This is a genomic window from Pseudomonas sp. YNh (genome assembly GCF_037993085.1).
Classification (GTDB): domain Bacteria; phylum Pseudomonadota; class Gammaproteobacteria; order Pseudomonadales; family Pseudomonadaceae; genus Aquipseudomonas; species Aquipseudomonas putida.
The window spans coordinates 27,502-41,288 of record NZ_JBBMRJ010000029.1 but is presented as its reverse complement, the minus strand read 5'-3'; the positions used below and the strand labels follow the sequence as shown (position 1 = coordinate 41,288).

The following is a 13,787-nucleotide window of genomic DNA, read 5'->3' as shown; positions in this document are numbered from 1 at the left end:
CGAGACAGCGCTTTTTTCACCCGCAGAGGCCCGTATGAAGACCGTCGAACAACTCCTCAAGACCAAGTCCCAGCACCAGACCGTTTACACCATCGGCCCGGATGACTCGGTGCTCGACGCCCTGAAAGTGCTGGCGGAGAAAAACGTCGGTGCGTTGCCCGTGGTCGAGGGCGACCAGGTGGTGGGTATCGTCAGTGAACGGGACTATGCGCGCAAACTGGTCCTCAAGGGCCGCTCTTCCGCCGCCACCCCGGTGCGCGAAATCATGAGCGCACCCGTGGTCACTGTGGAGCCCAAGCGGAAGCTCGATTTCTGCATGAACCTGATGACCGACCGTCACCTGCGTCACCTGCCGGTGGTCGACAACGGCAAGCTGCTCGGCCTGCTGTCGATCGGCGACCTGGTCAAGGAAACCATCACCGAACAGGCCAGCCTGATTCAGCAGCTGGAGCAGTACATCCGCGGCGAATGACGCCCCTCAATGGTAGGCGCGCTCCAGCTCGTCCAGTTGATGGTCGAAGCTGCGCAGGCGCGCCGACCAGGTGTACACCAGCACCTCCAGGTCACGGTTGAGCACGGCAGTATTGCCATTGCCACTGCAGGTGGGCTCGCCCAGGTCCAGCTGGTAGCGTTCACGGGCCATGGCCTGGGCTACGCTGGACAGGTCGCGGGCATTGGCCAGCCAATGGTGATGGTGATCATGGATTTCACGGTCCAGTGCCCGGCACTGGCGCTTCAGCGCATCCAGGCTCTGCTCCAGCGGCGTGCCCTTGAGCTCGCCCATGACTTCTTCGAACGTGCGCCCCGAATGCCAGTAGCTGCCCCAGAAATAGCGGTCGAATACCGTCTCGACGCGGCGTAGCGCCACCTTGGTGTTCCAGATGGTGAGCAACGTTCGTCCCTGAATCACTTCGCGCTTGTTCAGGTGCAACTGTTGCCAGGCGATCCAGGTCAGCGCCACCAATACCACCGCCACCGTGACAGCGGCAGCCGCATACAGGAAGTGCACAGCCTGGTTCATCTGTTGCGTTTGCCTGATGCCATAGAAGTAACTGGCCGTCAGGGTGCCCAGGATCGTCACGGAGCACCAGAAACCTGGTGCATAGGGATCTTTCATCGCGCTATCCCCTTATTGTTTTCCTGAGCATAGCAACGGCCAATCACTCGTCAGGTGCCGCTCGGCGCTTTATTTTTTGCGGGGATGCAGCGCCTCGTTCAGCTGGTCGATCATGGGTATCCAGTCAGCGTCGGCGGTGTAGCTTTCCTTGAGAAAGGCTCGTTGAGAGTCGTTCCAGAATGGCGCATCCACCAGCTTCACATCTTCATCGAGTGGTGAATGGGTTGTGATGAAACGATCGATTTCTACCGGGTCGTCAGGAAGACCCAGTTGCTTGAAAATTTCCGAAAATGGATGAATCGGCTTGTCCATGGTTCCTCCTGGGCACCAGCCTGGTCATCGACGACGCCAGACTGGTATGGGTTGAAAGCATCAGCACAGCTCGCGCACTTCGGCGTGCGGCACCAACTTCATGTACTGCTCCATGCTCATGTGGATCAGGTGATCGTGGTCACCCGCCTCCAGATAGACATCGCCTTGGCGAGTAAGACTCGGATCAAGCAGCATTTTTATCTGGTAGGCGTCGCCAAGGGCCGGTACGGCGCCGCGCTCGCAGTCGCCGAACAGGCTCGGCAGGCCGCTTTCGCGGGTCAGTTGCCAGGCCCCGGACATGCGCACCTTGGTCATGTCCAGATGCCGGTTGGCCGGTAGCACGGCCATGATGTAGTTGCCATGCCGGTCATCGAGCATCACCGACTTGGCGACCCGCTCGGCGGGCACGCCGGCCGTACGGGCCGACTCCAGGCTGGTGGCCGAGTGTGGATGGGGAATGATGTCGTAGTCGCAGTTGGCCTTGTCCAGGCGGGCCTGCAGGGTCTTTGCCATACGCATGATGCACCTCCGGTTTCGCCCCCCAATCTCCAATTTTAGGCCGGCTGGCGCCAGCCAGGGCTAAACTTGTGTAATAGGGCCAAACGAGGTGACGACAGGTGATCGCCCGCTGCTGGCGCTGGCTGTTGCTGCTGTTGCTGCTTGGCATCACGCCAGGTGGTCAGGCAGCGCCCGGTGCAGTGTGGGTGCTGGGCATCGATGATGCCATCGGCCCGGCCAGCGCCGACTACCTGGTACGCAGCCTCGACCAGGCCCAGGCCCAGGGCGCGCAACTGGTGGTGATCCGCATGGACACCCCAGGTGGCCTGGACAGCGCCATGCGCCAGATGATCAAGGCGATTCTCGCCAGCCCCGTGCCGGTTGCCACCTACGTGGCCCCAAGCGGTGCCCGCGCTGCCAGCGCCGGCACCTATATTCTCTACGCCAGCCATGTTGCCGCGATGGCCCCCGGGACCAACCTGGGGGCCGCCACGCCCGTACAGATTGGCGGCCCCCCAGGTGCGCCCAAGGACGACAAGGCCAAAGGCAGCGATGATGAAACCTTGTCCCGAAAGCAGGTCAACGACGCCGCTGCGTACATCCGCGGCCTGGCACAGTTGCGCGGGCGCAATGCCGATTGGGCGGAGAAGGCCGTGCGCGAGGCTGTCAGCCTCCCTGCCAGCGAAGCCTTGCGGCTGAATGTGATCGACCAGGTAGCTGACGACCTGCCTGCCCTGCTGCGCAAACTCGACGGCAAAACGCTGGAGGCCGCCGGCCAGCCACACCAGTTGCAGACAGCCGGCGCCAGCCTGGTGGAGCACCTGCCGGATTGGCGCACCCGGGTACTGGCGGTCATCACCAACCCCAGCGTGGCGCTGATCCTGATCATGGTCGGCGTGTACGGCCTGTTGTTTGAATTCATGAGCCCCGGCTCTACCGTGGGAGGCGTGGTCGGCGGCATCTGCCTGCTATTGGCACTGTACGCCCTGCAGCTGTTACCGGTGAGCTTCGCCGGGGTGGCGCTGATCTTGCTGGGCATCGCTTTCATGATCGCCGAAGCCTTCCTGCCCAGTTTCGGCGTGGTCGGGTTTGGCGGCATCGTTGCCTTTGTGGTCGGCGCGCTGATCCTGATCGACACTGACGCACCCGGCTTCGGCATCCCGCTGGCCTTGATCGGTACCCTGGCAGTGCTCTCGGCGCTGTTGATCGGCGGGGTGCTGGGCATGGCCCTCAAGGCACGCCAACGGGCGCTGGTCAGCGGTGACGCCGGCCTGGTCGGCAGCCTGGTCACCGTCACCCAAGTGATGGCAGGCAACCCGTTCCGTGGCGTGGTACTGGCCCAGGGCGAGCAATGGCAAGTGCAGTGCGCAACGCCGCTGCAAGCTGGCCAGAACGTGCGGGTGACCGCGCGCCATGGCGTGATGCTGGACGTGAGCGCCGCCGCGCCTGCGGCGCAAGGAGACTAACCATGTTCATGCAACTGGGTTTTGGTGCCGTGCTGATCGTGCTGGCAATGCTGTTGCTGTCGGCGTTTCGCATCCTGCGCGAATACGAACGCGGCGTGGTGTTCCAGCTGGGGCGCTTCTGGCAGGTGAAGGGGCCGGGGCTGATCCTGTTGATCCCGGTGATCCAGCAAATGGTGCGGGTAGACCTGCGCACCGTGGTGCTGGATGTGCCACCACAGGATGTAATCACCCGCGACAACGTTTCGGTCAAGGTCAACGCGGTGCTCTACTTCCGCGTGCTCGACCCGCAAAAGGCGATCATCCAGGTCGAGGACTTTCTGGTAGCCACCAGCCAGTTGGCCCAGACCACGCTGCGTGCGGTGCTGGGCAAGCACGAACTGGATGAGCTGCTGGCAGAACGTGAGCAACTGAACGCGGACATTCGCCAGGTGCTGGACGCGCAAACCGATGCCTGGGGCATCAAGGTGGCCAACGTCGAGATCAAGCATGTCGACCTCAACGAATCGATGATCCGCGCCATCGCCCGGCAGGCCGAGGCCGAACGCGAACGGCGGGCCAAGGTGATCCATGCCGAGGGGGAATTGCAGGCGTCGGAGAAGCTGATGCAGGCTGCGCAGATGCTGGGCAAGGAGCCTGGGGCGATGCAGTTGCGCTATATGCAGACGCTGGGGGCGATTGCGGGGGACAGGACCTCGACCATTGTCTTCCCGATGCCGGTGGACTTGCTGACGGGGCTGGTAGACAAGCAGAAATAGAGTTGGGGCCAGACCAGGCCCCGGCGGTCTGTCAGAGAGGCGCGCGACGCAGGGTAGCGAGGAAGGTCGCCGCCCCAATGAACAACCCGGCAAACGTCCGGTTCAAGCGTTTCTGCTGCTTGGGTGTACGCAGCAGGCGCAACACCCGCGAGGCCAAACCGGTGTAGCCCGCCATCACCAGCATGTCCACGGTGATCATGGTCACGGTGATTGCCACATACTGCGGCAACAGCGGTGCATGCGGGTTGATGAACTGCGGCAGTACCGCCAGCATGAACACCAGTGCCTTGGGGTTGCTGACGTTGACCAGAAAGCCGCGGAACACCAGGCTCAGCGGTTTGCCGATAGGGCGCACGCTGGACTCATCGGACATGTCCATCGGCAAGGCGCGCCATTGCTTGTAGGCCAGGTATACGAGGTAGGCAACGCCGAACCATTTGATGACCTGGAAGGCGGTGGCCGAGGCGGCCAGGATGGCGCCGACGCCGGCGGCAATAATGGCGATTTGCACAATCAGGCCCAGTTGCAGGCCCAGGGCGTTCCAGTAACCACGCCAGAAGCCGTATTGCAGGCCGCTGGACATCGAGGCGATCGCCCCGGCACCGGGTGACAGGCTGATCACCCAACAGGCGGCAAAGAAGCCCAACCATACTTCCATCGACATCACACACCTCGCTCGAACACTTGTTGCAAAAGGTTAAGCTAAGGTTTTGGTGAAAAAATAACCAGCGATTTCTGATGGATTTTCTATCGCCTGTACCGGCCTCTTAGCGGGCGCGCCCGCTCCCACAAGTACTGTGCAGTTTTCAGACCCTGTGGGATACCTGTGGGAGCGGGCATGCCCGCGAAGGGGCCAATACAGCTTCAGTCAGCTTCGGCAGCTGTTTCTTTGTGCAGGGCCTGTACCTCGGCCCCGCGCCAGCGCCGGACCGACTTCTGGAAGAACTGGCTATTGGGCACCTGCACCAGCGCCCCGCCCGCTTCGGGCATTTCCAGCAGGGTGGTAAACAGCAGGTTGATCGCGATCACCCGGCCTTTCACGCCCGGCTTGTCCAGGGTATCGACCAGTTCGACCACATCACCAATGCGAAACGGCCCGACCGTGAAGATGAGCACCGCGCACAGCAGGTTGGACAGCACGCTCCACATGGCGAAGAAGGCCACCGCCGCCACCGCGACAAAGCCGGACAGCGCCGTCCACAGCACGGTCGCCGAAACGCCCAGGCGCTCCAGCACGAACAGCAGTGCGCTGCCCATGATCAGCCAGCGCAGGCCGCCACGCACCGGTACCAGCAGCTCTGGTGGCAGCGGGTAACGCTGGCCCAGGCGGCTCAACCCGCGAGCAACGATGCGCTGCAGTACGAAGGCCGCCACCAGGATCAACAGAATCTGCAAGCCCAGCCAGAAGGTGTCCATCCATTGCCCTGGCAGCAGCGAACGCAGTTCCTCCATCAGGACAGCGCCTCGAGCTCGGCCTGCATGCTTTCGAGGGTTTCCAGCGCTTCCATCCAGGCTTCTTCCAGCTCGCCTTCGCGTTGCTTGAGCTTGGTCTGGCGCGCCAGCAGGTCACGCAACTCGTCCTTGCGCGCCGCTTCGTAGAGGCCACCGTCACCCAGCGCGGTCTCGATCTCGGCCAGTTGCACGTGCACCTGGTTGAGCTCGGTTTCCAGCTTGTCGGCCGCCTTCTTGTGCGGGGCCAGTTGCTGGCGCAAGGCTGCGGCAGCCTGGCGCTGGGCTTTCTTGTCGGTCTTGTCCGGGTTGACCGGGGCCGTACTGGCCGGCGCGCTGCGCTGGCGGTACTCGACCAGCCAACGGCTGTAGTCGTCCAGGTCTCCGTCGAAGGTTTCGACCTTGCCATCGGCCACCAGCAGGAAGTCGTCGGTCGTGCTCTTGAGCAGGTGACGGTCGTGCGACACCACCACCACGGCACCGGCAAACTCCTGCAACGCCATGGTCAGCGCCAGGCGCATTTCCAGGTCCAGGTGGTTGGTTGGTTCGTCGAGCAGCAGCAGGTTCGGCCGTTCCCAGGCAATCAGCGCCAGCGCCAGGCGGGCCTTTTCGCCACCGGAGAAATTCACCACCGGCTCGTCAGTGCGGGCGCCATGGAAGTCGAAGCCACCGAGGAAGTCGCGCAGGGTCTGCTCGCGCTCGGTGGGGGCAATACGCTGCAGGTGCAGCAGCGGGCTGGCCTTGTCGTCCAACGAGTCCAGCTGGTGCTGGGCAAAGTAGCCAACCGCCAGGTTCTCGCCACGGACCAGGCGGCCCGACAAAGGCTCCAGCTCACCCGCAAGGTTCTTGATGAGGGTCGACTTGCCGGCGCCGTTGGGCCCGAGCAGGCCAATGCGCGCACCCGGGGTGAGCTGCAGCTTGACCTTGTCGAGGATGGCCTTGTCGCCATAGCCCAGGCGGCCTTCGGACAGGCTCAGCAACGGGCTGGAGATTTTCTGCGACTCGCGGAAGACGAAGTCGAACGGCGAGTCGACATGCGCAGCCGACAGCTCCTCCATGCGCTCCAGGGCCTTGATCCGGCTTTGTGCCTGGCGGGCCTTGGTGGCCTGGGCCTTGAAGCGGGCGATGTACTTTTCCATGTGCGCGCGCTGTGCCTGCTGCTTCTCGTAGGCTTGCTGCTGCTGCGCCAGGCGTTCGGCACGGGTGCGCTCGAAGGCGGAGTAGCCGCCCTTGTACAGGTTCAGCTTGCGCTGCTCGACGTGCAGCACATGGTCGACCACGGCGTCGAGGAAGTCACGGTCGTGGGAAATCAGCAACAATGTGCCGGGGTAGCCCTTGAGCCAGTCTTCCAGCCACAGGATGGCGTCGAGGTCCAGGTGGTTGGTGGGCTCGTCGAGCAGCAGCAGGTCGGACGGGCACATCAGCGCCTGAGCCAGGTTCAGGCGCATCCGCCAGCCACCGGAGAAGTCGCCGACGCGGCGGTCCATCTGCTCGTTGGTGAAGCCCAGGCCCGCCAGCAATTTGCGCGCACGGGCGTCGGCGGTATAGCCGTCGGCGCCTTCCAGCTCACTGTGCAGGCGCGCCAGGGCGGTGCCATCGTGGGTCTGCTCGGCCGCAGCCAGTTCGGCCTGGACCTTGCGCAGGCGAAGATCGCCGTCGAGCACATAGTCCACGGCCAGGCGGTCGAGGGTGTCGACCTCTTGGCGCATGTGGGCGATGCGCCAGTCGCCGGGCAGCTGGCAATCGCCACCATCGGGCGACAGCTCACCGCGCAGCAAGGCGAACAGGCTGGATTTCCCGGCGCCGTTGGCGCCGATCAGGCCGGCTTTGTGACCGGCGTGCAGGGTCATGTCGGCGCCGTCTAGCAAGCGCTGCGGACCACGCTGTAAAGTGAGGTTGGTTAGTCTGATCATGATGGTCGCGGAGTCTACCAGCTTCCTCGGCCCATAGCGCGAGTGGAACCATGCACACCGACCTGTGGAATTACGCCTTGGCCCTGTATGCCAGGCCCGGCGTGGAAGCGGCCTGCCTTGAACTCCAGGCGCAGGGTGGCGATGTCTGCCTGCTGCTGTGCGCCACCTGGCTGCAGGCACGTGGCGTGGCCCTGCTGGACGCGCGCGCGCAAGCCCTGCACGACATTGCCGAGCCCTGGCAGCGGGAAGTGGTCGGCCCGTTACGCAGCCTGCGCCAGCAATGGCGAGAGTCAGCGTCGGGTGATACGCAACTGGCGGCGTTGCGTGAGCAGCTGAAGGGGCTGGAATTACAGGCAGAAAAAGCGCTGCTCGCGCGTATGCAGGAATGCTCGCGACAGTGGCCCGCGGACTCCCTTGAGCCCACGGACGACTGGCTGGCCCGGCTGGCGCCGGAGCCTGCCCGACACCACGACGCGCTGGATCTGTTGCGCGTCGCGGCGGCTGCGCTTCAGGACGCCGAAGACGGTGCCTGAGCCGGGGTGCTGGCAGGTGCCGACGGTGCTGCCGAAGCGGCCGGGGTGGCCGAGTTGGTTGCTGCGGCCGGGGTGCTGACGGCTGGCGTAGCAGGTTTGGCGTCGGCTGGCTTGCTGGCAACAGGCTTGGCGGCAGATGGCTTGGCGGCCGGACGTGCAGGAGCCTTGGCGGCAGCAGGCTTGGCCGCTGGTTTCGCAGCTGGTTTCGCGGCAGCGGCTTTGGCTGGCGCAGGCTTGGCTGCAGGTTTGGCAGCGGCAGCAGGCTTGGCCGCAGGTTTGGCGGCAGCACTCGCTTTGGCAGCTGGCTTCGCTGCGGGTTTGGCAGCAGCAGCCGCTTTGGCAGCTGGCTTCGCGGCAGGTTTGGCTGCAGCAGTAGTCTTGGCAGCTGGCTTCGCAGCAGGTTTGGCTGCAGCAGTGGCCTTGGCAGCTGGCTTCGCGGCAGGTTTGGCTGCAGCGGTGGCCTTGGCAGCTGGCTTCGCGGCAGGTTTGACTGCAGCAGTAGTCTTGGCAGCTGGCTTGGCGGCAGGTTTGGCAGCAGCAGTAGCCTTGGCAGCCGGTTTAGCGGCTGGCTTGGCAGCAGCAGCGGTTTTGGCAGCTGGCTTGGCGGCAGGTTTGGCTGCAGCAGTAGCCTTGGCAGCTGGCTTCGCGGCAGGTTTGGCTGCGGTGGTTCTGGCAGCTGGCTTGGCAGCGGCAGGCTTGGTGGTTTTGACGGCGCGCTGGTCAAGGGCTTTGGCGGCGGCTTCGCGAACCTTGCCTACACCTTGGGCCAGCTTGAGGCTGTCCTGAGCATCGCGCTTGAGTTGCTGGATATAGGAGCGGGTCTGGGTTTGACGTTCCTTGAGGGCATCGAGCAGCCCTTCAAGTTCACCAACGGCTTTTTGCGCTTTGGACTGCGCCTTGGCTTTTCCTGCCTTGGCGGCGTCCTGCAATTTCAGGCGACCGTTGTGCAGTTTTTCCTGGGCCTTGCCACGCTGCTTTTCCAGTTTGGCCAGCAGTTTTTCCGCATCAGCCAGCGCTTGCGAGCAGGCATCTTCCAAGTGTTCGAGCAGGCTGCCCGAAAGTTGCTGGAGCAGGTGTAACGGCGTACTTACTGGCTTCTTTTTGGCCGACATGGTTTACCTCCTGGCTGACGAGATTGCGGCTCATACTATGCTTCTGCTGCTACCGCCGCTAGGGCATGTTGACAGTAATATTTACGCCGCGTTGCATGCCTGGGCAAAGTTGTTATCTTGCAGCTGCGTGAAAGTGTAGTTGCTGAATTAATCATTGCTGATATTTGGGAGTCAGGGCATTGCCTCGATATCTTGTATTAGGTTTATGCCTGCTGGTGCCAGTTGCAATGGCCGACAGCAACGACCATGACCTCGCCTACAGCCTGGGCGCCAGCCTGGGCGAGCGTCTGCGCCAGGATATGCCTGGCCTGCAACTGGACGCACTGGTCGAAGGCCTGAAACAGTCCTATCAGGGGCAACCCTTGAAGCTCGACAAAGCACGTATGCAGGCCGTGCTCCAGCAACACGAAGCCCAGGAAGGTGACGCCGCCACGCAGAAGTTGCAGGCAGCCGAAACACGCTTCATGGCCAACGAGCGTGGCCGTTATGGGGTACGCGAACTACCGGAAGGTGTGCTCTACAGTGAACTGCAGCCAGGCACAGGCGCGCAGCCCAAAGTTGGCGGTAAAGTGCAGGTGCGCTATGTGGGCAGGCTGCCGGATGGCTCGGTGTTCGACCAGAACCAGGCGCCCCAGTGGTTCAGCCTGGATTCGGTGATCGAAGGGTGGCAGGTGGCCTTGCCAAGGATGCACGCCGGGGCCAAATGGCGCCTGGTAATCCCGTCAGCGCAGGCCTACGGCGCCGAAGGCGCAGGTGACCTGATCGCACCCTATACGCCCCTGGTGTTCGAGATCGAATTGCTGGCGGTTGGCGACTGACGCCAACCTTCAGGCCTCGACTGTGCCTTCTTCCTTGTGCGCGTTGTGCAGCACTTCGATCAGGCAATCTTCGAGTTCGAAGCGCTCGTGCAGCAGGGCACCCAACTTGGTCAGCTTCTCGGCAAAACGAGCCGGGTCCGAGCACTCACCTTTTGTACAATGGTCGTTGAAGGCCAGAGCAATCTGGGTACTGTCATCGATGCGAGGATTGATCTGCGTGGCCAGCTCCAGACCGCGCGTGTCACCAAATTCCTTGGCTTCACTGACCAATTGTTCGCTGACCTCGAAGTGCCACGCCGAAACGTAGTCCACAAGGAGAGCACAGAAGTCCCCGTGCGTATCCTTGTCGGCGAAGGCCGGCTTCACATCGCGCAAAGCACGGAAAGCCTGCACCAGTTCCTGGCGCTCATCCAGCCAACGGTCGATCAGCTTGTGAACCCCACCCCAGCGTTCCTGGGCATTCTGACAACTATCGAGCATGGCAATCTCTTCCCTTCTGGGTAGATGCCGCTGCACCTCGCACCACGACCGCGCAGCACAAAGGTGACATCAGCAGGACGGCATCGAGCAGTTGTATTTTCGGTATGCGTGCTGGGAGATTATTCCCGCGCGTGCTGCCCATCAAGGTACGCAGCGGACAAAGTTCATACAAGTGTTTAATACCCTGTTAATACGCCATTGGTCGCGCTAGTGGCCCAGCCTTGTTCCAGGTCAACTTCTTGCCAGGGTGCGGAAACGATACGCCAGCAGGCAACTCAAGGGCGGCACGGCCAGCAACAAGAAGGCCAGCAGGCTCCACTCAGGCAGCGTCAGGTCGAGAAAGCTCCAGGTCAGCGAGCTGCATTCGGGGCCGCCGAGCAGCAATTGCCGCGCCGCCTCGCTCCAGGATTGCTCGAACACACGCCCGATCGGTACCGGGCATACAGGGATAGCACCGCCGGCCCCCTGCAACCAGACATGCCTTGCCGCCAGCAACGCGCCAGCCAGCGTGCAGCCCAGCGTCGCCCGTGCGTAATGGAGGGTGCCCTGCGTGCCTGGTGCCTGCAGCACCGCCGCCAGGCTCAGCAGTGCGTACACCGCTAGCAGCAGCCGCTGGCTGAAGCACAACGGGCACGGCACCAACCCCCGTATGTTTTCCAGGTGGTATGACGCGACCAGCACCGCCAATGCGGCCAGGCAGGCAGGAAGGAAAAAAGTGCGCAAACGGGCCGGAAGCATGGGCGGTGAAAGTCCCGGGGAAGATGTTGTGGTGTGAGACGGTAGAGGAAAGATGCGCTTTGTATCAAGGCGCGACAGTAGCGACAAGTCGCTGAATGGCGTAGGAAATTTCAAGCGATACGGTAGGAGGCGGCTGAGGAACTGCACTGCAGATCTGACTGGCAGCGGTAGAAAAGTTACCCAACGCCAAAGCCCGCACCTTGGCGCGGGCTTTGGGGTGGGTCAGGCGCGTACGCCTTCTGGCAGGGGCAGCGCCAGCAGGCGCTCGTCCAGCAGGCCAAGGCCCTCCTGGAACAGCTGGTTGCTTCGCTCGGTCTCGCCCAGGCCAGCGAGCAGGCGAGCCAGTTCGGCACAGGCCTCGGGGTTGCGTTCCATGCGCAGGCTGCTTTCCAGGTAGTCCCGCGCCTTGCCCCACAGCCGGTTCTGCAGGCTCAGGCGGCCCAGGGTCAGTAACAGGCTGGCGTCTTGCGGGTGATCCTTGAGCCAGCCTTCGGCGGTTTGCAGCTGGCGCGCCGGGTCATCACCGCGCACCAGGCCGTACAGGCGGGCCAGGTGGCTTTCGTATCCACGCTTGAGGGCGGTGCGCAACACCTGCTCGGCTTCGTTCTGGGCACCTACCTGGCGCAATTGCTCAGCGTAGGCCAGCACCAGTTGCGGCTCCTGGCGCTGGGCCGCGGTCAGCTGCTGCCAGGCGCGTTCCAGGGCCTGACGTGCGCTTTGCGCATCTTCGCCACGGGTGGTGGCCAGGCTCAGGTTCTGGCCCCAGGCGCGTTGCTCCAAAGCGGCCAGCTCCGCGGCAGGCAGCACCTTGCCCTTGCGCAGGTCGGGCAGCAGGCGAATCAGTGCCGACCAGTCACCGCGCTGCAGGTACAGGCGCTGCAGCAGGCGCAGCACCTGGCCGTTGTGAGGGTGGCGTTCCTGCATGGCCAACAGGGTTTCCAGGGCGCCGTCACTTTCACCACGGTCCATCTGCAACTGTGCATGGGTCAGGGCGATGGCCAGTTCTGCTTGCGGCTGACGCTCCAGCGCGCGCTCCAGCAGGTTGTCGCTGTCTTCGGTGCGGCCCTGCTCGTTGGCAGCACGGGCGGCACCGAGGTAGTACAGCAGCGGCTGGCGTTCAGCCTCGGCGGCACGGTGCAGGTGGCGTTGAGCACTGGCCCAGCGGCCCTCGGCAAGGTCCAGCTGGCCCTGTTCGATGGCCAGACGGATGCGCCGGCTGCGATTACGCCGCGACCACGGGTTGACCACACCGCTGGAGGTCAGCACCAGGCCGACCAGGTAACGCAACAGCCACAACAGAGCGACCACGGCCAGCAGCCCGGCCAAGGCCGCCCACAGCCCCGATTGATAGCGGAAGCTTCCATAGGAAAGCAGTACGTAACCGCTGTGCTTGGCGACCGCAATACCCAGTGCCGCGGCAATCACGATTGCCAGCACGGCCAGCAGGTAGACACGCTTCATGGTTTGCCCCCTTCAGCCTCAGCCGGCAGGTGACGGCGCTGAATGTAGGCCTGCACGGCCGCCAGGCTTTCGCTGAGGTCGGGGGTAACCACCGACACCGGCTGATCGGCCAGGGCATTGAGGCTCTCAAGCATGGCCTTGCTTTGCGGGTTGTCGGCGTTGAAGTTGGCCAACAACACACTGCGGGCGTCGTCCAGCGCCTGGGTGTAGACCTTGGCGTCACCATTGAGCGCCGCCCACTGGGCCTGCTCGATGGTCAGGCTCAGGGCCAGGCGCAGCTGGTTCAGTTGCTGGCCGGCCAGCAGTGGCCGCACGTTTTCATCGGCGTTGAAGTCGATCTGGAAGTACTTGGAGATTTCTGCCCACCACTGCGACAGCCGGCTGGCACCATCGCCGTCGGCGGTCAGGGCACCCAGCGCATCGGCATTGCTGTCGAACTCGGGCGACTGCGCACTCAGCTGCTGTACCAGCTCACGCTGTGCAGCCAGTTTCAGGAACAGGCCGGTACGGTCCGGTTGCTGGGTGCTGTTGAGCGTGGCCAGGCTGCGTGCCAGTTGCTCACGGGCAGCGAAGGCACCCGGGTCGCTCTGCTCGCGCAGGATCTCGTCGGCGCCTTCGACCAGGGCCTTGGCGCTGGTGATGTCCTGCAAGGCCGACAGGCGCAGGGTAGCCAGGCGCAACAGGTGCTCGGCTTCAGCCAGGCGCCACTCTTTGCGGCTTTCGCCTAGCACGGTTTCCAGGCGCTGGCTGAGACGCTGCTGGTCGCCCTGCAATTGCGCCACCAGGCGCCGGCGGTCTTCCAGCTCGCTGGCCGCCGGCAGGCTGGCCAGTTGCGCGCTGATCTGCTGTTCGCGCTGCTGCAGGGCTTCTGCGCGCTGGGTGAGCGCCTCGATGTGCTGGCCCTGGTTGAACTCGCTGCCTTGCAGTTGACGTACCTGCCAGACACCCCAGCCACCTACTGCCACCCCGGCCGCACCCAGCAGCAAGGCCAGCGCTGCCAGGCCACTGCCGGAGCGCTTGGCAGGTGGGCCGGTGACAGGTTCCGCCGGCGCCTGTGCCGACGGCTGATCATTATTGGACAAGACAGTCTCGCTCACGTATCCATCCTTTGCATGGGGGCGCATCGCGTTCAGCT

General features: G+C 63.6%; 16 protein-coding genes. 5 read left to right on the top strand and 11 right to left on the bottom strand.

Annotation, left to right across the window (positions count from 1 at the left end; genetic code table 11):
- Positions 1-34 precede the first annotated feature (34 nt).
- Positions 35-472: a CBS domain-containing protein gene (locus tag WF331_RS23505; protein ID WP_016497497.1), complete on the top strand. Its 438-nt coding sequence runs from the start codon at positions 35-37 to the stop codon at positions 470-472.
- Between the two features lie 6 nt (positions 473-478).
- On the opposite strand, the gene WF331_RS23500 is transcribed toward WF331_RS23505, so the two are convergent.
- The 3 genes from WF331_RS23500 to WF331_RS23490 all read right to left on the bottom strand — a co-directional run bounded on the left by WF331_RS23500 (position 479) and on the right by WF331_RS23490 (position 1,948).
- The gene (locus WF331_RS23500; protein WP_016497496.1) at positions 479-1,117 is read right to left on the bottom strand and encodes a hypothetical protein; all 639 of its coding nucleotides are present in this window, start codon (positions 1,115-1,117) and stop codon (positions 479-481) included.
- 69 nt (positions 1,118-1,186) lie between these two features.
- Entirely contained in the window at positions 1,187-1,429 is a 243-nt protein-coding gene (locus tag WF331_RS23495; RefSeq protein ID WP_016484357.1) for a DUF2789 domain-containing protein, read from the bottom strand.
- Between the two features lie 60 nt (positions 1,430-1,489).
- Positions 1,490-1,948, bottom strand: coding sequence for an aminoacyl-tRNA deacylase (locus tag WF331_RS23490; protein WP_016484356.1), 459 nt, complete (start codon positions 1,946-1,948; stop codon positions 1,490-1,492).
- Between the two features lie 98 nt (positions 1,949-2,046).
- Here WF331_RS23490 and WF331_RS23485 point away from each other — a divergent pair, with 98 nt between their 5' ends.
- Complete coding sequence (locus WF331_RS23485) at positions 2,047-3,393, top strand: NfeD family protein (protein ID WP_340623341.1); 1,347 nt, start codon at positions 2,047-2,049, stop codon at positions 3,391-3,393.
- Between the two features lie 2 nt (positions 3,394-3,395).
- Positions 3,396-4,148 (top strand): slipin family protein, encoded by a 753-nt coding sequence (locus WF331_RS23480; RefSeq protein ID WP_016497493.1) that lies wholly within the window; start codon positions 3,396-3,398, stop codon positions 4,146-4,148.
- A gap of 31 nt (positions 4,149-4,179) precedes the next feature.
- Here the strand turns inward: WF331_RS23480 and WF331_RS23475 are convergent, their stop codons facing one another.
- The 3 genes from WF331_RS23475 to WF331_RS23465 form a co-directional block, all read right to left on the bottom strand.
- Complete coding sequence (locus WF331_RS23475; RefSeq protein ID WP_016497492.1) at positions 4,180-4,812, bottom strand: LysE family transporter; 633 nt, start codon at positions 4,810-4,812, stop codon at positions 4,180-4,182.
- A gap of 200 nt (positions 4,813-5,012) precedes the next feature.
- Positions 5,013-5,600 carry a mechanosensitive ion channel family protein gene (locus tag WF331_RS23470; RefSeq protein WP_016497491.1) on the bottom strand — a complete coding sequence of 196 codons (588 nt, stop codon included), beginning with the start codon at positions 5,598-5,600 and terminating at the stop codon, positions 5,013-5,015.
- Positions 5,600-7,510, bottom strand: coding sequence for an ATP-binding cassette domain-containing protein (locus WF331_RS23465; protein ID WP_197898287.1), 1,911 nt, complete (start codon positions 7,508-7,510; stop codon positions 5,600-5,602). The genes WF331_RS23470 and WF331_RS23465 overlap by 1 nt, the downstream gene beginning before the upstream one ends.
- Before the next feature lie 50 nt (positions 7,511-7,560).
- Here WF331_RS23465 and WF331_RS23460 point away from each other — a divergent pair, with 50 nt between their 5' ends.
- The gene (locus WF331_RS23460) at positions 7,561-8,043 is read left to right on the top strand and encodes a TIGR02444 family protein (protein WP_016497489.1); all 483 of its coding nucleotides are present in this window, start codon (positions 7,561-7,563) and stop codon (positions 8,041-8,043) included.
- Here WF331_RS23460 and WF331_RS23455 read toward each other — a convergent pair.
- Positions 8,019-9,155 (bottom strand): AlgP family protein, encoded by a 1,137-nt coding sequence (locus WF331_RS23455; protein WP_340623340.1) that lies wholly within the window; start codon positions 9,153-9,155, stop codon positions 8,019-8,021. The genes WF331_RS23460 and WF331_RS23455 overlap by 25 nt on opposite strands.
- 179 nt (positions 9,156-9,334) lie before the next feature.
- On the opposite strand from WF331_RS23455, the gene WF331_RS23450 reads away from it, so the two are divergent.
- Positions 9,335-9,973, top strand: a complete 639-nt coding sequence (locus WF331_RS23450; protein WP_041167480.1) for an FKBP-type peptidyl-prolyl cis-trans isomerase — start codon at positions 9,335-9,337, stop codon at positions 9,971-9,973.
- 9 nt (positions 9,974-9,982) lie between these two features.
- On the opposite strand, the gene WF331_RS23445 is transcribed toward WF331_RS23450, so the two are convergent.
- From WF331_RS23445 to WF331_RS23430, 4 genes are all read right to left on the bottom strand, one after another.
- Positions 9,983-10,453 (bottom strand): Rsd/AlgQ family anti-sigma factor, encoded by a 471-nt coding sequence (locus WF331_RS23445; RefSeq protein ID WP_016497486.1) that lies wholly within the window; start codon positions 10,451-10,453, stop codon positions 9,983-9,985.
- A 231-nt stretch (positions 10,454-10,684) separates the two neighbouring features.
- Positions 10,685-11,191, bottom strand: coding sequence for a disulfide bond formation protein B (locus tag WF331_RS23440; RefSeq protein ID WP_197898285.1), 507 nt, complete (start codon positions 11,189-11,191; stop codon positions 10,685-10,687).
- A 222-nt stretch (positions 11,192-11,413) separates the two neighbouring features.
- Positions 11,414-12,652: a heme biosynthesis HemY N-terminal domain-containing protein gene (locus WF331_RS23435; protein ID WP_016497483.1), complete on the bottom strand. Its 1,239-nt coding sequence runs from the start codon at positions 12,650-12,652 to the stop codon at positions 11,414-11,416.
- Positions 12,649-13,749 carry a uroporphyrinogen-III C-methyltransferase gene (locus WF331_RS23430; RefSeq protein WP_340623339.1) on the bottom strand — a complete coding sequence of 367 codons (1,101 nt, stop codon included), beginning with the start codon at positions 13,747-13,749 and terminating at the stop codon, positions 12,649-12,651. Before WF331_RS23430 ends, WF331_RS23435 begins: the two co-directional genes overlap by 4 nt.
- Between the last annotated feature and the right edge of the window lie 38 nt (positions 13,750-13,787).